Below are 19,928 nucleotides of genomic sequence, written 5' to 3' on the forward strand. Positions count from 1 at the left end.
TATACAATATAAAAACTGTAATTTAAGAGTAGAATAAATTCATAAACTACATATTTATATAGAGAGGAGGTGTTTCTATGGAAAGTAGAAATAGTAGTAATTATAAGGGGATTGATATAAGTAGTTGGCAAGGAAATGTAAATTTTAAAAAAGTAAAAGACAGTGGGATAGAAATAGTTTATATTAAAGCAACGGAAGGTATAAGCTATGTTAATAATTATTTTTCTTCATCCTATAAAAATGCTAAAGAGCAGGGTTTGAAGGTTGGATTTTATCACTTCTTTCTAGGAGGAATAGATCCTAAAGCTCAAGCTAGACATTTTGTAAATACCATTGGGAATAGAGAATTTGATTGTAGACTAGCTATAGATATAGAACAGACTAATGGTTTAAATAAGGCATCTTTAACAAGTGCAGCAATAACATTTTTAGAAGAGGTTAAGAAACTAACTAGTAAAGGTATAGTAGTTTACACCTATACTAATTTTGCAAGAACTAGTTTAGATAGTAGGTTAGGAATATATCCTTTATGGATTGCTGAATATGGGGTAAGCAGACCTGCTAGTAATCCAATATGGAATCAATGGGTTGGGTTTCAATTTTCAAGTACTGGACAAGTTTCTGGTGTAAGTGGAAATTGTGACCTAAATGAGTTCAATGAGGGAATATTATTAAATGGACAAAGTGTACCAGAAAGTCCAAGTACAGATGGAAATAGTAAAAATGATAAATACTATATAGTACAATCAGGGGATACTTTAAGTGGAATAGCAGAAAAATATAATACAACCTATCAAATATTGGCATCTATTAATGGTATATCAAATCCAAATTTAATATATCCAGGACAAAAAATAATATTGCCAGCAGGTAGTTCTTCAACAGGAGGTAATACTGGCAATTCATCCTATTATATTGTAAAATCAGGAGATACTTTGAGCGGTATAGCACAAGAATATGGAACTACAACTAAAGTTCTAGTTAGTATTAATAATATATCAAATCCAAATTTAATATATCCAGGACAAAGAATAGTATTACCATCAGGTAGTTCTTCATCTAAAGGTAATACTAGTAGTTCATCCTATTATACTGTAAAGTCGGGGGATACTTTAAGTGAAATAGCACAACGATTTGGTACTACTACGTTAACTCTTGTTAAGCTTAATAATATATCAAATCCAAATTTAATATATCCAGGACAAGTGATAAAAATAAAGTAAAACAACCTCAATGAAAAAAAGAGACTGTTGCAGAGTGATTTTTAATCTATTCTGCACAGTCTCTTGTATTTGAAATCTAATCTATAACTTATTAGGTGTAATAAAAAGTTATTATATTTATATTAAACCTTGTTTTTCTAAAAATTCTCGAGATACATCATTAGGTTCCATCTGTAGTTCATCAACTTTATAATTAAGTTCCATCATGATATCATCATTAAGGATAGTTGATAATTGTTCCAATAGAGGAATTATTTCTGGATACTCTTTAAGAGTTTCTCCTCTAACTATAGGCATGGCATAATAGGGTGGGAAAAAGTTTTTATCATCTTTTAATGTCTTTAGTTTAAATTTCTTCAGCAATCCGTCTGTTGCAAAGGCATCTACCACATCTACCTCTTTGCTGATTAAAGCAGTATATCTAGGAGAACCATCAAGGCCTATGGAATCTTTGAATGAAAAATTGTATTTTTTATTTAGTCCAGGAAGACCATCTTCCCTATTTAAGAATTCTAAGGTAGTTCCAGACTTTAGATTACTAGCAATGGGTGAGAGATCACTGATGCTTTCTAAATTATACTTTTCAGCTGTTTCTTGTTCAACAGCTAGAGTATAAGTATTATTAAAGTTCATTTGTTTTAAAACTTCAATATCAAATTTTTCTTTGAAATCTTTTTTTACAGTATCATATACTTTTTTCATATCACTTATAGGAGGGTTACCTAAGGTATCTCCATAAGCTGTCCCACTATATTCAATATATAAATCTATGTCATCAGATTTTAAAGCAGAAAAACATACTTGAGTACCACCAAGATTTATTTTACGATTTACTGAAATATCCGTATTTTCTTCAATTAAATCTGAAACCATGTGGCCTAATATCATTTGTTCACTGAAATCTTTACTCCCTATAGTAATTACTTTTGAGTTAGTATTAACATTAGTAATTGCAGAAAATATAAATATTAGAATAATAAAAATACTTGAGATTGCTAATATTCCTTTTTGTATTTTACGAGTTTTCATGAAATCTTTTTTTGTATTAGATTTAACTTTTTGTAAACTGATTGGAGTTGTTAGTTTTTCAACAATACTAGCTAGAAAATCTACAGCTAAAGCTAGTATACATGCTGGGATTGCACCAGCTAGTATTTGATTATTATTTACAGTTCTTATTCCGGAGAATACAAGGTAACCTAATCCACCGGCACCTATAAAGGCAGCAATGGTCATTAAGCCAACAGCAGTAACAGAAGAAATTCGAACTCCAGCCATTATAACAGGGAGAGCTAATGGAATTTGAATTTTTGTTAGAATTTGAAATTTTGTCAATCCTATTCCTTTTGCGGCTTCAATTGTCTGTGGGTTAATATTAGAAATCCCAGTATAAGTATTTTTGATTATAGGCAACAAGGAATATAGAATTACTGTTGTAACTGCAGGGAGAGTTCCTATACCTAGAAATGGTATGGAAAATCCTAATAAAGCCATGCTAGGGATAGCTTGAATAATATTTGCTGCTCCAAGAATTGGTTTATTTAACTTCTTGACATAGGAAATTAGAATTCCTAGGGGAACACCTATTAAAATTGCTAGGCCAACTGAAATTGCAGTAAGTCTGATATGCTCAATCAATAATGATATGATTTGTGTTTTATTTTGTAAAATGTATTCTAAAATATTCATATTACTACGCCTCCTCTTCTATATATTGTTGACTTAGCGTTGTAACAAGACTACTTTCAGTAATCAATCCAATAAGACTGCTACTATCATTTAAAACAGGAACTGTGGAAATATTATTCTCATTTACAATTTTTAAAATATCAATTATAGTATCGTTTGGAGAAACATAAATATAATTATTGTTAAGAATAGAACTGACTTGAATTGATTTATCATCAATTGATCGCATTTGTTTTGCCTTTACTATTCCTTGCAGTTTTTTTGATTTGTTATCAACAACCATTAAGCTATCAACTTTGTATGAACGCATCTTTTCTATACATTTAAATATTGATAGATCCTTAGAACAAGTTATAGGATTTTCTATCATAATATCTTCAGCTTTAATAAATTCAGGAGAGGTCCATATTCTTTTTTTACCAACAAATTGTGATACAAAATCATTAACAGGATTTTTCAATATATTTTCAGGTGTATCGTATTGAATAATTTTACCTTTATCCATGATGCACATCTTATCTGATATTTTTATAGCTTCATCCATATCGTGAGTTACAAATATAATAGTTTTCTTTAGTTTTGATTGTAAATTCACAAGTTCATCTTGCAAACTTGAACGAGTAATTGGATCAAGAGCTGAAAATGGCTCGTCCATTAATATTATATCTGGATTAGTGGCAAAGGCTCTTGCCACACCTACTCTTTGTTGTTGTCCTCCACTAAGTTCTACAGGATATCTATTAAGAAATTTATCACAATCAAGACCAACCATGTCCATTAAATCATATGTTTGTTGTGTGATATCTTCAGGATTTTTATTTTGAACTTTTGGTATTAGTTCAATATTTTCTCTTATGGTCATATGAGGAAATAAACCTGTTTGCTGAATAACATAACCCATATTTCTTCTAAGATCTATTACATTTTTAGTGGCAATATCTTCATTGTTAATATAGATTTTACCAGAAGTTGGTGTTATGAGACCATTAATCATTTTCAGTGTAGTTGTCTTTCCACAACCACTTTCACCTATAATAGCTACTAGTTTACCTTTTTCAATCTCAAAAGAGACATCAGAAAGAACAGTAGTATTTTTAAATTTTTTTGAAATATTCTCGAATTTTATCAATGTAAATCCTCCTTTGTAAAGTAACAACCTAATTATAAATGCAAGTTGTTACTTTGTCAAATTCAAAAAATAAAAATAAGCTATTCCAAAATAATATTAATCTTAGTTCATATACTAGCAAAGATTAATAAATTATTTTGAGATAGCCTTATTAATTTATATCAAGTTTATTACAAATAATTTAAATTACGGATATAAAAATTTTTTTACACGCTCAATAGAATTTTCATCTCCAACAAAATAAAATATATCATTTTCTTGAAAAACTGCGTATGGTCCTGGCGATATAAGTAAAGAGTCATTTCTTCTAATTGCAATTATTGTTGCTGAAGTATTATGCCAAAAGTTTATATCAGATACAGATTTATTAATATATGGTGTAGCAGATGTTATTTCTACTTGAAATGGTGTAAATGGATTTACAGAGCGTAATCTATCAGTTTTATCTATTAGATCAGAAAGACATCCATACAAGAATTTTATTTCTTTTTTTTGTCTTTCAACACTATCAATAATATCCTGCTTTAGATTACTTATAGTATTAATATTATCATATTGTTTAATAAATTTTATAGCATTTTCGTAGGACTTTATAGTAACTCCACTACCTTTGGAAGTATCCACAATATTTAAGTCTGATAATACACAAATAGCACGCCTTGCGGTTTCAGATGAGACACCATATTGACTTGCAAGAGAAGATCTTGCATAAATCTTATCACCAACTTTATAATGACCATCAACGATTTTGGCTGCAACATCGGCAGCTATTTGTTGATATCTAGGGCTTGTTATTTTAAATTTATTTTCCATAATAATTCTCCTATAACTATATTAATAACAAAATTAAATATATCATATTTAATTTTAAATTAGTATATATTAGTACAAATAAAATCAGCATTCCACTTTATTATAATGAATTGACATAGAATATAATAGTGATATACTTTAATTAACATCTTCCATAAACGTTTACACTTTGTAGGAAGTAAGTTTACTTTTTGAACGTAACAACATTTTAAAGAAGATATTAAAATTAATTTTAGTATTTCTATAGACGATATTAATAGTATATATTCTATTATATTGTAATAAAAGACTAAATAAAAAAAATTAAAGTTTTGTAGAAAAATATATTTTGAAATTTTAGTATTTTGTATTATAATAACATTATAGAACAAATTTTTTATGCTATATATTAACAATTTAATATATATAATTAGTTTCATTTAAAATTTCCCTATAATTTTAAAAGAACTAGACATTAAACAAGACACAGACAGAAAAAGTCTACCATATAGATGGTAGGCTTTTTCTGATTTTATATTGCTTATTAAAGATAAGGATTTAAATGATTAAAATAGAAAAAATAATTGATAAAATATATTGAAATTAATTGTTGGTTATTATAATGTATACATATTAAAATGATTATCTCTATAAGGATTTAGGAAGGGAGTTACTATGAATAAGTGTAAAAAGTTTATATGCGTATCTATAGGGTTGATATGTTTTACACTTGGAGCTATAGGAATTGTATTGCCTATACTCCCTACAACACCATTTTTGCTGTTAGCCTCTTTTTTCTTTGTAAAAGGGTCTGAGAGATTTGATCTTTGGTTCAAGAATACAAAGATATATAAAAAACACCTAGATAGTTTTGTAAAGGAAAAAGCAATGACTTTAAAACAAAAGATGACTATATTGTTATTTGCTGATTTTATGATGGCATTTCCACTGATAATTTTAGATAGTTTAGTTATAAAATCCATGATTGTTTTGATGATAATAATTAAATATTACTATTTTTTATTTGTAATAAAAACTATTAATAATTAATAGTTTTAAACTTCAATTGACAAGTTGCTAAATATATATATATAATTATAAGTATAATAGCTAAATGCAAAGAAAAGGAAAGTAACTTTAGGAATACTTATACAGAGAGCTTTTATTGGTGAGAAGAAGCAAAGGATATTAAAGTGAAAATGGCCTTGGAGCAGTGCACCGAGATTTAATATTAAGGCTGCAACGGGTTCACCCGTAATAGTGATAGAGTATAACTATAAACAGGATTTTTATGAGAAATTTTATCTATGTACTAGTCATGGAGTAAGTTTCAAGTAAGCAATTTTAATTATAGCGTACTTGAAGAGATTTATATTGTGAAATGTAAATGAAGTAGGATGGTAACACGAAGTTTTAACTCTCGTTCCTAAGATTAATTTCTTAGGAGCGGGAGTTTTTTAGTTTTACTCCAAATTTATGATTTGGAGAAGTAAAAAATTAAATAGTATAAGAGGAGGAGAGTATAATGAATATTTTAATTGGAGGAGCATGGCCATATGCCAATGGTTCATTGCACATAGGTCATATTGCAGCATTATTGCCTGGAGATGTTATAGCTAGGTATTATAGAGCAAAAGGGGATGATGTATTATATATTTCAGGAAGTGATTGTCACGGAACACCTATTTCTATTAGAGCAAAAAAAGAGGGTGTACTATCTGAAATTATAGCTAATAGATATCATGACGAATTTAAGTATTGTTTTGATAAGTTGAATTTTAGCTATGATTGTTATTCAAGAACTGATGATAATCAGCATAAAGAAGAAGTAAGAAGGATAATTACAAGTCTATATCAAAAAGGATTAATATATGAAAAAAAAGTTAGTCAAGTTTATTGTGAGGATTGCAAGCAATTTCTACCAGATAGATATGTAGAGGGAGTATGTCCGCATTGCAATAGTATTGCAAGAGGTGATCAATGTGAAAATTGTTCAACCCTTCTAGATCCTTTAGAGTTAAAGGATAGGCAGTGTAAATTATGTGGTAGTAAGCCAGTAGTAAAATCTACTAAACAATTATACTTTGCATTATCTACTTTTGAAAAAGGACTTAGAAAGCATTTAGAAAGGTCTAGAAAAAACTGGAGAATAAACGCAGTAAATAGTACACAAAGATATTTAAATGAAGGCTTGAAAGATAGAGCTATTTCTAGGGATTTAGATATAGGAATAGATATACCAATTAAAGGGTTCGAAGATAAGAAAGTATATGTATGGATTGATGCCGTATTAGGGTATTTAACTGTAAGTGAGAAGTGGGAAAAAGAGAATAATAAAAATTGTAGTGCTTATTGGAATAGTAGCAGTATTTCATATTATATTCATGGGAAAGATAATATACCATTTCATACAATCATACTTCCAGCATTATTAAGAGGAACAGGACCAGAGAGAAATCCAGATAAGGTTATTTCTAGTGAATATGTGACTTTAGAAGGAAAGAAAATATCAACAAGTAATAACTGGGCAATTTGGGTACCAGATATAGTAGATAGATATAATAGTGACTTAATAAGATATTTCTTTATTGCAAATGGACCAGAAAGAAGAGATATTGATTTTACTTGGAGGGAGTTCATAAATAAAAATAATGGTGAATTATTGGGAGTTTACGGAAACCTAGTTAATAGAACTTTGGTATTTACTAAGAAGAATTTTAATAGCAAGGTACCAAAAGGAAAAGTTGAAGAGTCAATTAAAAGTACTATAGAAGAATTATATAAAAATATTGGGGAAAATATAGAAGAAGGAAATTTAAAATCTGCCATAGGAAGAATATTTACATTTATACGAAGTATAAATAAATATTTTGATGAAGAAATGCCGTGGATTACAATAAAACAGGATAATAAACAGTGTGAAAATACTATTTATAATTGTTTATATGCTATTGTAAACCTAGCAAATCTTCTAAATCCATTTTTGCCAGAGTCCTCAGAAAAGATTAAAAGTTGGTTTTATTGCGAAGAAAATAGGTGGAAAGAGATTCAATTAAATTCAGGAGTAAATATAAGTGATTTTCATGTTTTATTTGAAAGACTAGAAAAGAGTATTGTTGATGAAGAATTAAGTAAATTAGAACAATATAGCAAAGATGTTAAATCTACTTAATATCCATTAACAAAATATTTTAGAATATTATGATATAATTTATATGTTAGTTTATTATTAAAATTTTTGATAACTTCTTTTGTAAGAATGGTAACTTATAATTTACTATAGTTTTACATTTAAGAGTTGGGAAGTGAGTATAAAATGGTGGATAAATATAAAGTAGTAACTTTATGTGGAAGTACGAAGTTTAAAGAGGATTTTATAAAAATTCAAAAGGAGTTAACTCTTCAGGAAATAATTGTAATATCAGTAGGATTGTTTGGTCATGCAGATGGTGAATTTGACACTATAATTACAGATGAAGTTAAAATCATGCTAGATGATATTCATAAAAGAAAAATTGATATGGCTGATGAAATCTTTGTTATAAATAAGAATGGGTATATAGGCTACAGCACTAGAAGTGAAATTGAATATGCAAAGGAACATGGCAAAAAAATAGTTTACTTGGAGCGAAATTATGAATAATTACTAATGAAAATAAGATATTTAGGAGTGAGTTTATGTTATTAGAGAAAGTAGATAGCATTATATTTGATTTAGATGGAACTATGTGGGATTCATTAGATGCTATTGTAGAAATATGGAATGAAGCTATAAAGGATTTTAATGATATAGATGAAATAATTACAAAGGAAAAATTAAAGTCAGTAGTAGGTGTACCAGTTATAGATATAGTAAAGGCTCTTCTTCCAAATTTACAAGAGGAGCGAGCAATTGAATTCATGAATTGTTGTTGTAAGAAAGAAAATGAATATTTACCGCTTCATGGAGGAATCCTTTTTCAAGGACTAGAAGAAACCTTAAAGAAACTTTCACGAAAATATAAGCTATTTATAGTTAGTAACTGTCATCATGGATATATAGAAGCTTTTTTTCATGCCCATAACATGAAAAAATATTTTATAGATTTTGAACACCCGGGGAGAACAGGACTTACAAAAGGTGAAAATATAAATATTATAATTAATAGAAATAATTTAAGGAATCCTATATATGTTGGGGATACACAAGGGGATAGAAATGCAGCTAGGTTAGCAGGAATACCTTTTGTGTATGCATCTTATGGATTTGGGGATGTGGAAGATTATGATTATAAAATAGATAGGTTTCCAGAACTAGTAGATATATATCTTTAGACAATAAAAATATATAATCCCAATGAAAATATATAATTTTTTCATTGGGATTAGTTTTTAATATTACTATTCTAATTAGTTGAATTTTTATTTATATTTAAGCAAACAATAACTCCAATGGACATACAAATAAGTATGAGTAAAGATGATATTTCAGTAGATATAATATCAGATGTGCTTATTAAAGTTAATAATTTTGATTGAATATTAACGTCAAGTCCTAAAAGCATAGAAATAGATGAGACAATAGTAACTATTAAAGATAATACAGATAATCCACAGATTATTCCAGTAATTATACGAATTAATTTTTCTTTTTTTTTCATATAACTGTTATTTAGATAAGTTTAAAGTGTTATCTAAAATCCTCCTTGCCTTTAAGTTGTAAAGTAATTATAACATTTTTTTAAACAATATTAAACCTATGAATATAATATAAGTAATTATACTATGATGGGGAGGGAATTATGGATTATATAGTAGTGTTAGAAAGGCTTATAGTAGGCGTTATAGTGGGGGGGCTTGTTGGATATGAAAGGGAATTTAAAAATAGTCCAGCAGGGTTTAGAACTCATATGTTAGTATGCTTAGGTGCTACAATTATTTCTTTAATAGCAGAGTATGATCTACAAAAAATCATGATTATGGCTGAAAATCCTATGTATGCTGAAGTTTTAAAAGTTGATACGGCTAGATTAGGAGCTCAGGTAATAAGCGGTGTTGGTTTTTTAGGAGCGGGTACAATTTTAAGAGAGAAGGGGTCTGTAAGGGGATTAACTACTGCTGCAACTCTTTGGACTGTAGCATGCTTAGGTTTAGCAGTAGGAAGAGGACTTTATGCACTATCATTAACAGCAGCCTTAATCATATTTATAATACTAAGCTTATTTAAAAAGGCTGATAGAGTTATACAAAAAGATACAAGGTGGAAAATATGGTTTATGAAAAAAGAAAAGGAAGGTGAGGTTGATGAAGATTATAATATTGCTGAAGGAAAAAATAGTGAGGATGTTATAACTTTATACGAGAAAGTAAATGAGCCAATAAGTAGAGAGTAGTCTCTACTTATTGGCTTTATAATATTAGTATTAACCACCATAAATAGTATTCTATCAGCTTTCATCTGGTTTACCACCAGACATAAGTCCCTCTGCAACCCAACTATTACTTTTTTACTATAAAAAATATATAGCCACCTGACGGTTATATCTTTATCGAAGGCAGAATTTCCTGGTTCTTTAACGTTTATTTTTAGTTCGTAATAACCTTTATTATTTCTTACTTTAGCATTACGGATTTTTACATAGTCAATATCTATTTCATCCCATATTTTTTGACCTTCTTCTAAAGTAGTACTATTAGAAGAATTAACAGGAGATACCACTAAGTTTTTTGCTTATCAAAAATATTTTTAAATTTTTTTTCATGTTATCTACACCTCCATTAAAATTGATTGAAAAAGCATTAATCATTATTGTTACCTTTTACAAGTGTAATATATAATTATATTTTACATTTGTAGAAGGTTTATATCAGGAAATTAATTTAAATAAATATAAAATTTATAATTAAATTTATGTATTAAAAGTTATGTTGTAGAAAATAAAAGTTGGGAATCTAATTATTTTTACAATATACAATTTGAAAAAAATAATTGAATATATTTACATAAAATATAATAAATGTGATATAATTGATATTAATAAAAACTGAGGAGATAGTCAGCATATAATTTTGCGTTTAATATAAAAATTATATTTATCTAAATATTTGAATTAACAATAACTTTATGGAGGTTATAGTATGAAAAAAACTGCAATTTTAACTATAAGTGATAAAGGTTCTGAAGGACAGCGTATAGATGAAACAGGGCAAGTGTTAAGGGAGTATTTAGAAAAAAATAAATATATAGTCTATTATTATAAAATTATACCTGATGAAGTTGAAGATATAAAAAAAGAACTTATATATATATGTGATAAATTAAATATACCCTTGGTAATTACTAATGGAGGCACTGGATTTTCGAAGAGGGATGTAACTCCAGAGGCAACTTTACAAATTATAGAAAAGTATGTACCTGGTATTGGAGAATTTATGAGAATGAAGTCTATGGAAATAACACCAAGAGCTATGCTGTCTAGGGGAATTGCAGGTATTAGAAAGAAATCTTTAATTATAAATCTACCAGGAAGTCCTAGAGGTGCTAAAGAAAATATAGAATTTATTTTACCATCTTTAGATCATGGACTAAAGATTTTATCTGGAGAAGCTTCAGAATGTGCTAGGAATAAAGTTGATTTATAGCGAGTATAAAGGGAGGAGTATTTATGAAAGATTCCCATGGACGTAACATAAATTATTTAAGAGTGTCTCTTACGGATATGTGCAATTTAAGGTGTATGTATTGCATGCCAGAAGGAAAGTGTAATAAAAATTATGTTAGTTCAAAAATGTCTATAGAAGAAATAGATTTAATTATTAGAATATTTGCTGAATATGGCATTGAGAAAGTTAGATTTACTGGTGGAGAACCGTTGATTGTAAAGGATATTTCTAAGATTATATATAATGCATCCAAAGTTAAAGGAATTAAAGATATATCTTTAACTACTAATGGCATATTTTTGAAGGATAAAATAGAGGAATTAAAGAAGGCCGGGTTAAATAGAGTTAATGTTAGTATGGATACATTAAAGGAAGATAAGTATGAAAAAATAACAGGACGATCATATCTTAAAAAAGTTAAAGAAGGTATAGAAGTATGTTTAGATAAGGGCATTAACCCGGTGAAAATTAATGTGGTGCTTATGAAAGGTATAAACTTAGACGAGGTTGATGAGTTTATTAAAATTGCAGAGAAAATGCCTATAGATGTGAGGTTTATAGAATTAATGCCTATAGGAGCAGGTACAGAGTTATTTAAAAATCATTTTATACCCTATAAGAATATAGTAGAGTCACATCCTAATCTTATACCTGAAGATCATAGAGTATCTTCAACGGCAGAACTTTATAAAAGTAGTAAGGGAAAAGGGAGAATAGGGTTTATTAGTCCTATAAGTTGTAATTTTTGTAGTGAGTGTAATAGAGTTAGATTAACTGCTGAAGGTGGAATTAAGTCTTGTTTGCATGGTGAAGAGGAAGTTAATATTATATCAGATGTACGAGATTTATTAAAAAAATATAATTTATCATACTGTGATTTACGAGAAAGTAGAGAATATAGTATTCTTAAGAAAAAGATTTTAGGAGTTATGTATAATAAGCCATTAGGACATAGACTATCTATGGAAGGAAAAAGTAGAAGCAATAAGCAAATGTTTCAAATAGGAGGATAACTTATGATTAAAGATGTTCAAATAGATGAAGGATTCACTCATATAAATAAGCAAGGAAGAGCTAGAATGGTAGATGTTAGTGAAAAGAAAAAGACAGATAGAGAGGCAATAGCTTGTGGTTCTATTTATCTCAAGAAATCTACTTTAGAAAAAATAGACAAAGGGGAAATTATAAAGGGAGATGTACTTTCCGTAGCTCAAGTGGGTGGGATAATGGGAGCAAAGAAAACTTCAGATATAATTCCCATGTGTCATTCTATCATGATGTCAGGGTGTAATATTACCTTTCAACTAGATTATGAGAAAAGTAAGGTAGATATAATAGCTACAACTAAAACAATAGGGGAAACCGGAATAGAAATGGAAGCCTTAACAGCGGTATCCATAGCAGCATTAACTATATATGATATGTGTAAGTCAGTAGATAAATCAATGGTTATAAGTGATATTAGGCTGCTTCGAAAGATTGGTGGAAAATCTGGAGAGATTAATTATTTTTAAAGTTAGGAGAAGATGACTATGGCAAAGGTTATTAGTATAAATATAAGTACTGAGAAAGGGGTTATAAAAAAACCTATAAAAAGAGGTTTCTTTAAGATAGACTTCGGATTAGAAGGAGATGCTCATGGTGGTAATTGGCATAGACAAGTTAGTTTATTAGGAGATGAAAGCATAGATAAGCTTAGAGGAAAAATAAGTAAAGAATTAGTCCCAGGAATATTTGCAGAAAATATAACAACACAAGGAATAACGTTATATGAACTGCCCATAGGAACAAAGCTTTCTATTGGAGAAGTTATTATGGAGGTGACACATATTGGGAAAGAATGTCATAAGGGCTGTGAAATAATGAAGACCACAGGGGAATGTGTTATGCCTAGAGAGGGAATTTTTGCTCAAGTATTAGAAGAAGGATGGATAGAACCTGGTGATGAGATTTCTGTAATTAAGTATTGGAAAGCTTGAGTTAAACTATAATTGAAATTTGTAATAACATTAATTATAAAATTGATGGTTTGGGAGCTATGAGTTTAAAATCCGAATTCTTTAGAAAGATATAAGCTATAATTAACTCTACAAAAGGAAACTTCCATGAATTATATGTAGTTCATGGAAGTTTCCTTTTCTTATTTTAATCTAAACACTACGGTAACAGGATTATTATCAGAGTATTTAAAATCTTGATCAGTACCTTTAGTAGAAATAATTTCAATATTATCAGATACTAGAAAACCATAAATTGTTGAAGTTAGATTTTCACCCTTAATATAAGGAGTAGCTACAGTTCTAGAAGTAGCAATGGTCTTGTCATAAGTCCAAGAGTAACCGCTGGGAACAAAATCCTCAGGAATATCTTGTAACCACTCAGGCCATTTTTCAGTAGTAGTAAAATCGAAGGCATTAGTACCTGGAATTTATTGATTCCAATCGCTACCTATAATTACATAGCTTCCTTTCGAATATTCTTCTTCTAAAATAGATTTAATATATCCAAGTTGTACTTTACGTATAGCACCACCTTTGTCATATGCAGAAGGATGAGCGTTTATAGCAACTCACTCTTTGCCATTATCTACAGTGAATCTGTTTATTACCTTAATATCTTTTTCCCTATATAATCCTCCTAAAAATAAATAATGTAATACTATTTTAACATTGAAACTATGGACAGAGTAAAAACTTATATTAAAAACTCATTTATAGAATTGTCTATGGCTACTTCTGAGAATATGATATTAGTGCTAGTTATTGCATAAGGAGATACTTCATTAATAAATTCCTCAATTTCACCTAAGTCTTTAACTGAAAGTTTAACAAGAAAACAACCATCTCCAGCAATTCTATAGCACCATTCACTATAATTGTAGTCTTTAATAAAATTTTTGAACCGTTCATACTCGCCATTTCTCATGGTAACTTTAATTATACAATTAATAGATAGTCCAAGATTTTTTTTATTTATGCTAATAGTATAGCCTTCTATGATTCTGTTATCTTCAAGTCTTTTTAATCTCTCTGTAACAGAAGATGGAGATAAATTAATTCGTTTTGACAATTCTCTTATGGATAATCTACTATTTTTCTCTAGTTCAGATAGAATCATTGCATCAATTTCATCAAATTTCATTTGAAATATTTTCTCCTTTTTATTGTTATATATAATACATATACTAATTTTATTATATGTCATATGAAGTACAAAATTCAATTTTAGTTGTATATAATATTTATAAAATAAGAGTTAACTAATAAAGGAGAAGATTTATGGCAAAAATAAATTTTTCAAATGAAGGGATAACACCTTTTGAACAATTACTTGGATATAATAATGATATAATGAAAGAGTGGACTAATCTAGAAATGAGCTTTTTAAAATCTACAACTTTTAGTTATGAATTAAAAGAAGAAGTAAGACGTACTCTTGCGTTTAATAATGGATGTAAATATTGTATGGCAAAGGGAAAGCCTTCTAAAGATATAGAAGATGTTAGAATATTAATGGCAACAAAGATTGCAGATATGATTTCGAGCAATATACCTTTGCCAGGGGAGGTTTTTAAAGATTTAAGGGAATTGTTTAATGAGAAGGAGATCTCAGAACTTTTTGCTTTAATTTGCTTTTTTACAGCATCGCAAAGGTTCGGAGCTTTACTTGATTTGGAGCCTAGCTGTCCAATATATTTTTAGAAGATTTATTTCAAGATAAGTTAGTGCTTAAGTATTGACAAAGGAGCTGTTTAATATTTAAAGCAGTTCCATATTTATATACTTTTATAGATAAAATACTGATATTATAGCTTCACATAAATCATAATCTACTACCCTAGGGTCTAGTCAAAAAAAGTTTATATTGTAAAATAAATGTCTAGTTTTAATAAAGTTTTATTGTATAATTAAGTGGAAAGTTATAAGAATTAAAAATAACTATAAATATAAGTAAATTTATTTAAGCAAGAGAAAATAAGTAAGGTGTGAGAGAAGTGGCTAAGGTTATTATTGCGGAAAAACCATCCGTGGCAAAGAATATTGCAGAAGCTTTAAATATAAAAACTAGAAAAGATGGATACTTTGAGGGTGAGAATTATTTAGTTACATGGGCATTTGGTCACTTATTACAACTATATGATGCTAAAGATTATGATGAAAGCATGAAAGGATGGGAGTTTTCTAAATTTCCATTTATACCTAAGGAGTTTAAATATAAGATAAAAAGTGATTCACTTAATAGAAATATTACTGATAAGGGAGCTGAGAAACAGCTTAGCATTATCAAATCACTTATAGATAGAGAGAATGTAGATGGAATAATATCTGCCACCGACTTTGATAGGGAAGGTCAGGTTATAGCAGATGAATTATTTATATATTTCGATGAAGAAAAGCCTGTATATAGACTTCTTTTAAATGAATGGACTCCAGATGAAGTAAAAAAGGGTATGGAAGCCTTAAAGCCTAATGGAGAAATGAAGTTTTTACAAGATGCTGGAATAGGAAGACAATGGGCAGATTGGGTTATTGGTATAAATCTTACATCTGTGGCAACTTTGAGGTATAAATTTGAAGATGTTAAGATCCTAAACATAGGAAGAGTGTTATTACCAACTCTAAAGATAATCTATGATAGGGACATGGAAATTGAAAACTTTGTGGCTACTACTTATTATAAGTTATCAGCTACCTTTAAGACTAAGTCTAATGAAGAGTACGAAGGTCTATATTATGAGAATAATTCAGAAAAATTCGAAGAGAAATCTTACTTAAGTAATATAGGTAAATTATTACAAGGACAAAGAGCAGAGATAGTTGATAAGCAAACAGAAAAGAAAAGAGAATATCCACCTTATCTATTTAACTTATCAAATCTTCAAGGTCATGTTACTAGTAAATTTAAAGGATGGACTTCAGATAAGGTTTTAAAGGTTGCCCAGTCTCTTTATGAAAAAAAGTTTATTACTTATCCTAGAACTGCCAGTGTTGTTCTTGAAGAAAGCTTAGAGGATAGAACAAGGAAGGTTTTGGAGAGTCTTAAAAAGGGTCTACCATACGAGAATCAAATAAAATTTGTAAAAACTAAAAGAGTTTTTGATAATTCTAAGGTGGAGAGTCATAGTGCTATAGTTCCAACTTATATAAAACCAAGCAACCTTAGTGCTGATGAAGCTATTGTTTATAATGCAGTGAAAAATAGATTTATAATGCAATTTATGCCTATTGCTGAATTTGAGGAAACAAAAATTACTACTAAGGTTTATGATGAAAATATTAAAGGTGTATTTGTTTCCAAGGGTAAAGTTCAAATTGTTGAAGGTTGGCGAATAGTAGAAAAGATAGAAACTAAGGACACTATACTTCCTTTAGTTATGCAAAAGGAAGTAGTGGATATTGTAGGAAATAAAGTTAACACCGTAACAAAGAAGCCACCTAAAAATCATACAGAAAAGACTTTGTTAAGGGTTATGGAAACTTGTGGTAAGAGTTTAGGAAAAGAAGAAAATAATGATGAGGATGAAAATTCAACAGAAGAAAATTCAGAGGAAACTTCAGAAGAATTAATGAAGTCTATATTGAGTGGTTTTAGTATTGGAACACCAGCTACTAGAGCTGAAACTATTAAAAAACTTAAAGATATAGGATATATTACTACGAAGGGAAAAAACTTAACTTGTACAGAGTTAGGTAGGACAATGGTAGAGATGTTTCCTGTCAGGGATTTATTTGACTTAGAATACACCGGTAAGCTAGAAAAAACTCTCTCGGATATAGAAAAAGGAACTGTAGAAAAGGGCACTTTTATAAAACATATTTGTGATTTTACTAGTACATCTGTAGAGATTATAAAAAAAGATACATCAATGTTATCTAAAATAAAGATAGAGCTTTCTCCTGGGACGGTTAGTGTAGGTAATTGTCCTATATGCGGAAATCCAGTAGTGGAAGGAGAAAAAAGCTTTGGATGTAGCAACTGGAAAAATGGTTGTAAATTCACTATTTGGAAGAATGATAAATACATTGAATCCTATGGTAAGAAGGTTACAAAAGAGATGGTAGAAATACTTCTTAAAAATGGTAAAGTAGGATTTAGAAATTTGAGAAGCAAAAAAGGAAATACCTTTGCTGCATATTTTAGGTATGAAAAGAATGAAGAAACAGGTTATCTAAGTTGGAAGATGGAATTCATTTAAAAAAATAAACAAGAATTTATATTTAAACTACAGATAATTAAAGTAGATTCATTATCAATTGATAATACATTGTATAAGAAAATTGTTGAGAAAGCTCACAAAGTAAGCATAACTGAGTATTATAATAATATATTTTATCTTATGTATAGCCATTATATTGTTGATTTTCGGTATTAAGAAAAAATATAATAGTGGTTCAACATTAGACTAAAGTCAATTGATAATGGAGGGAGTTTATGGATGAAAGAACAAGTATAGGTGTAGGAGTTAGTAAAAATACAATCTTAGTTAATGCTATTTTAGGAGCAATCAAATTATTGGCAGGTATTATATCTAGTAGTAATGCTATGATTGCAGATGGTATCCATTCTTTTTCTGATGTAATTAGTACAATGGGAGTAATAATAGGACTAAAGCTTTCTAATAAACCTGATGATAAATGCCATCCTTATGGACATGAAAGAATTGAAAGTATTTCTTCTTTATTTTTATCTATAATGCTCTTTGTGGTTGCTATATCTATAGGATATTCGGGGATTAAGAGTATTGTTTTAGGAGAAATAAAGAATCCAGGAATCCTTGCTGTGTGGGCTGCTATATTGTCTATTATGGTTAAAGAGTGGATGTATTTTTATACTATAAAATATGCTAATAAAATAAATAGTTCAGCCCTTAGAGCAGATGCTTGGCATCATAGATCTGATTCATTTTCTTCAATGGGAGCTTTAATTGGAATAATTGGAGCTAGATTGGGATGGCCCATTTTAGATTCAGTAGTTGCCATAGTTATTTGTGTTGTAATTATAAAAGTAGCCTGTGATGTATTAAAGCAAAGTATAAATCAATTAATAGATACTTCTGCAGATGAAGAAATTATAAGTGATATCAATGAAAAATTACAGACTATTGAGGGTGTAAGACATATTGATAGTATAAAAACGAGACAACATGCTAATAGAGTATATGTAGATGTAGAAGTGTCTGTAGATTCAAAACTTACAGTAGAAGAAGGACATGACATAGCAATAAACATACACCATGGTGTCGAAAAGAATCTTAATATTAAGCATTGTATGGTTCATATTAATCCTTATAAGTATAATTAATATGAATAATAAACTAAAACCATGAATTATATAGCCTAAATAAATCTTTGCTTAAAAAAGAGTAAAAATACTATATTCAATATANNTATATTGAATATAGTATTTTTTAGTAAGGGGTTACGTTTAATTATATTCTATTTAAGCTCAAAAGATTGGCAGTCTGTACATTCAACTACTGTAGGATTTTGTTCATGAGTTCCTACTCTAATTTGATTTAGTGTACAGTAATTTTCGTTACAGTTATTATACTTGCAGTTGTCAATTGTACATTTAATAGATTCATTTTTTTCCATTTAAATTCACTCCTTAAAAAGTTTTTGTATTGACTACAAAATTAGTATGGCTTTTATATTTGTAATTATTCCTTGTAAAGTTTCTTAAAAATATAAAAATTTATTTTGTAGTGTAATTAGAGCCAAATTGAGAACGACAGAATTCTATGAAATAGCCTTGAGGGTGCAGACAAACAGGACAGGATTTTGGAGCTTCCTTCCCTTCATATATATATCCACAATTAGTACAAAACCATTGAATTGATTCATCACGTTTAAACAAAGTCTCTTCTTCTAATTGCTTAGCAAAATAATTAAATCTATCTCCATGAATCTTTTCTACAGAAGCTATGTTACTAAACAATGTAGAAATAGCATTAAAACCTTCTTCTTTAGCAATTTTAGAAAAATTACTATAAACATCATCGTATTCTTCATATTCATTGTGATGAGCAGCTTTTAGCAGTTTAAGAGTTGAATCATATAAGTCTACAGGATATGCCCCATTTCCTATTTCAATATTATTTCCAGCCTCTTCTTTTAGTCTTTGATAGAATTGATTAGCGTGAGCCATCTCTTGGTTTGCAGTGTAATTAAATACTTGCTCAACTATGTAAAGTCCCTCTTTTCTTGCAAAGCTTGCAGCAATAGTATATCTATTTCTTGCTTGACTTTCACCAGCAAATGATCTCATTAAGTTAATACGAGTTTCACTATCTTTAAAATTCATTTTTATTACCTCCAAATTTTTAAATCTTATTACTAAGTTTCCAAAAATAGAGTAGTTTTATTCATAACTTTTAAAAGTAAGTTAAAGAAAGAGTTAAATTGATACGAGAAAATTATCAGAATTAGATTATATAAGTTGAAATAATATGT

20 protein-coding genes are annotated in these 19,928 nt (G+C 28.8%); 13 read left to right on the forward strand and 7 right to left on the reverse strand.

Annotated features, from left to right (window positions below; all coding sequences use genetic code 11):
* Positions 1–77: 77 nt before the first annotated feature.
* Positions 78–1,223, forward strand: a complete 1,146-nt coding sequence (locus B3630_RS13980; protein ID WP_346899178.1) for a GH25 family lysozyme — start codon at positions 78–80, stop codon at positions 1,221–1,223.
* 117 nt (positions 1,224–1,340) lie between these two features.
* On the opposite strand, the gene B3630_RS13985 is transcribed toward B3630_RS13980, so the two are convergent.
* From B3630_RS13985 to B3630_RS13995, 3 genes are all read right to left on the reverse strand, one after another.
* Positions 1,341–2,912, reverse strand: coding sequence for a glycine betaine ABC transporter substrate-binding protein (locus B3630_RS13985; protein WP_346899180.1), 1,572 nt, complete (start codon positions 2,910–2,912; stop codon positions 1,341–1,343).
* Between the two features lie 4 nt (positions 2,913–2,916).
* Positions 2,917–4,041, reverse strand: a complete 1,125-nt coding sequence (locus tag B3630_RS13990) for an ABC transporter ATP-binding protein (protein WP_346899182.1) — start codon at positions 4,039–4,041, stop codon at positions 2,917–2,919.
* Positions 4,042–4,227: 186 nt separating this feature from the next.
* Complete coding sequence (locus B3630_RS13995; RefSeq protein ID WP_346899184.1) at positions 4,228–4,854, reverse strand: TrkA C-terminal domain-containing protein; 627 nt, start codon at positions 4,852–4,854, stop codon at positions 4,228–4,230.
* A 654-nt stretch (positions 4,855–5,508) separates the two neighbouring features.
* Here B3630_RS13995 and B3630_RS14000 point away from each other — a divergent pair.
* The 4 genes from B3630_RS14000 to B3630_RS14015 all read left to right on the forward strand — a co-directional run bounded on the left by B3630_RS14000 (position 5,509) and on the right by B3630_RS14015 (position 9,147).
* Positions 5,509–5,883, forward strand: a complete 375-nt coding sequence (locus tag B3630_RS14000; RefSeq protein WP_346899186.1) for a YbaN family protein — start codon at positions 5,509–5,511, stop codon at positions 5,881–5,883.
* A gap of 475 nt (positions 5,884–6,358) precedes the next feature.
* The gene (gene metG, locus B3630_RS14005) at positions 6,359–8,005 is read left to right on the forward strand and encodes a methionine--tRNA ligase (protein WP_346899188.1); all 1,647 of its coding nucleotides are present in this window, start codon (positions 6,359–6,361) and stop codon (positions 8,003–8,005) included.
* Between the two features lie 144 nt (positions 8,006–8,149).
* Positions 8,150–8,476 carry a hypothetical protein gene (locus B3630_RS14010; protein ID WP_346899190.1) on the forward strand — a complete coding sequence of 109 codons (327 nt, stop codon included), beginning with the start codon at positions 8,150–8,152 and terminating at the stop codon, positions 8,474–8,476.
* A 35-nt stretch (positions 8,477–8,511) separates the two neighbouring features.
* A complete protein-coding gene (locus B3630_RS14015) occupies positions 8,512–9,147 on the forward strand; it encodes an HAD family hydrolase (RefSeq protein ID WP_346899192.1) in 636 nt (211 codons plus the stop codon).
* Positions 9,148–9,218: 71 nt separating this feature from the next.
* On the opposite strand, the gene B3630_RS14020 is transcribed toward B3630_RS14015, so the two are convergent.
* Positions 9,219–9,473: a hypothetical protein gene (locus tag B3630_RS14020; RefSeq protein WP_346899194.1), complete on the reverse strand. Its 255-nt coding sequence runs from the start codon at positions 9,471–9,473 to the stop codon at positions 9,219–9,221.
* A gap of 141 nt (positions 9,474–9,614) precedes the next feature.
* On the opposite strand from B3630_RS14020, the gene B3630_RS14025 reads away from it, so the two are divergent.
* From B3630_RS14025 to B3630_RS14045, 5 genes are all read left to right on the forward strand, one after another.
* On the forward strand, positions 9,615–10,205 hold the full coding sequence (locus B3630_RS14025; RefSeq protein ID WP_346899196.1) for an MgtC/SapB family protein: 591 nt from the start codon (positions 9,615–9,617) through the stop codon (positions 10,203–10,205).
* Between the two features lie 745 nt (positions 10,206–10,950).
* A complete protein-coding gene (locus tag B3630_RS14030) occupies positions 10,951–11,454 on the forward strand; it encodes a MogA/MoaB family molybdenum cofactor biosynthesis protein (protein WP_346899198.1) in 504 nt (167 codons plus the stop codon).
* Between the two features lie 23 nt (positions 11,455–11,477).
* Entirely contained in the window at positions 11,478–12,488 is a 1,011-nt protein-coding gene (gene moaA, locus B3630_RS14035) for a GTP 3',8-cyclase MoaA (RefSeq protein WP_346899200.1), read from the forward strand.
* 21 nt (positions 12,489–12,509) lie between these two features.
* Positions 12,510–12,989 (forward strand): cyclic pyranopterin monophosphate synthase MoaC, encoded by a 480-nt coding sequence (gene moaC, locus B3630_RS14040; RefSeq protein WP_346899453.1) that lies wholly within the window; start codon positions 12,510–12,512, stop codon positions 12,987–12,989.
* A gap of 18 nt (positions 12,990–13,007) precedes the next feature.
* Positions 13,008–13,454, forward strand: a complete 447-nt coding sequence (locus tag B3630_RS14045; protein ID WP_346899202.1) for an MOSC domain-containing protein — start codon at positions 13,008–13,010, stop codon at positions 13,452–13,454.
* 715 nt (positions 13,455–14,169) lie between these two features.
* Here B3630_RS14045 and B3630_RS14050 read toward each other — a convergent pair.
* The gene (locus B3630_RS14050; RefSeq protein WP_346899204.1) at positions 14,170–14,616 is read right to left on the reverse strand and encodes an Lrp/AsnC family transcriptional regulator; all 447 of its coding nucleotides are present in this window, start codon (positions 14,614–14,616) and stop codon (positions 14,170–14,172) included.
* A gap of 137 nt (positions 14,617–14,753) precedes the next feature.
* Here B3630_RS14050 and B3630_RS14055 point away from each other — a divergent pair, with 137 nt between their 5' ends.
* The 3 genes from B3630_RS14055 to B3630_RS14065 all read left to right on the forward strand — a co-directional run bounded on the left by B3630_RS14055 (position 14,754) and on the right by B3630_RS14065 (position 18,777).
* The gene (locus B3630_RS14055; RefSeq protein ID WP_346899206.1) at positions 14,754–15,176 is read left to right on the forward strand and encodes a carboxymuconolactone decarboxylase family protein; all 423 of its coding nucleotides are present in this window, start codon (positions 14,754–14,756) and stop codon (positions 15,174–15,176) included.
* Positions 15,177–15,469: 293 nt separating this feature from the next.
* Positions 15,470–17,671, forward strand: coding sequence for a type IA DNA topoisomerase (locus B3630_RS14060; protein WP_346899208.1), 2,202 nt, complete (start codon positions 15,470–15,472; stop codon positions 17,669–17,671).
* Between the two features lie 236 nt (positions 17,672–17,907).
* Entirely contained in the window at positions 17,908–18,777 is an 870-nt protein-coding gene (locus B3630_RS14065; protein ID WP_346899210.1) for a cation diffusion facilitator family transporter, read from the forward strand.
* A 134-nt stretch (positions 18,778–18,911) separates the two neighbouring features.
* Here the strand turns inward: B3630_RS14065 and B3630_RS14070 are convergent, their stop codons facing one another.
* Positions 18,912–19,070: a DUF1540 domain-containing protein gene (locus tag B3630_RS14070; RefSeq protein WP_346899212.1), complete on the reverse strand. Its 159-nt coding sequence runs from the start codon at positions 19,068–19,070 to the stop codon at positions 18,912–18,914.
* A gap of 100 nt (positions 19,071–19,170) precedes the next feature.
* Positions 19,171–19,779, reverse strand: a complete 609-nt coding sequence (gene rbr, locus B3630_RS14075) for a rubrerythrin (RefSeq protein WP_346899214.1) — start codon at positions 19,777–19,779, stop codon at positions 19,171–19,173.
* Positions 19,780–19,928: the final 149 nt, after the last annotated feature.

The organism is Clostridium sp. UBA7503 (assembly GCF_002477055.1).
GTDB lineage: Bacteria > Bacillota > Clostridia > Clostridiales > Clostridiaceae > Clostridium_J > Clostridium_J sulfidigenes.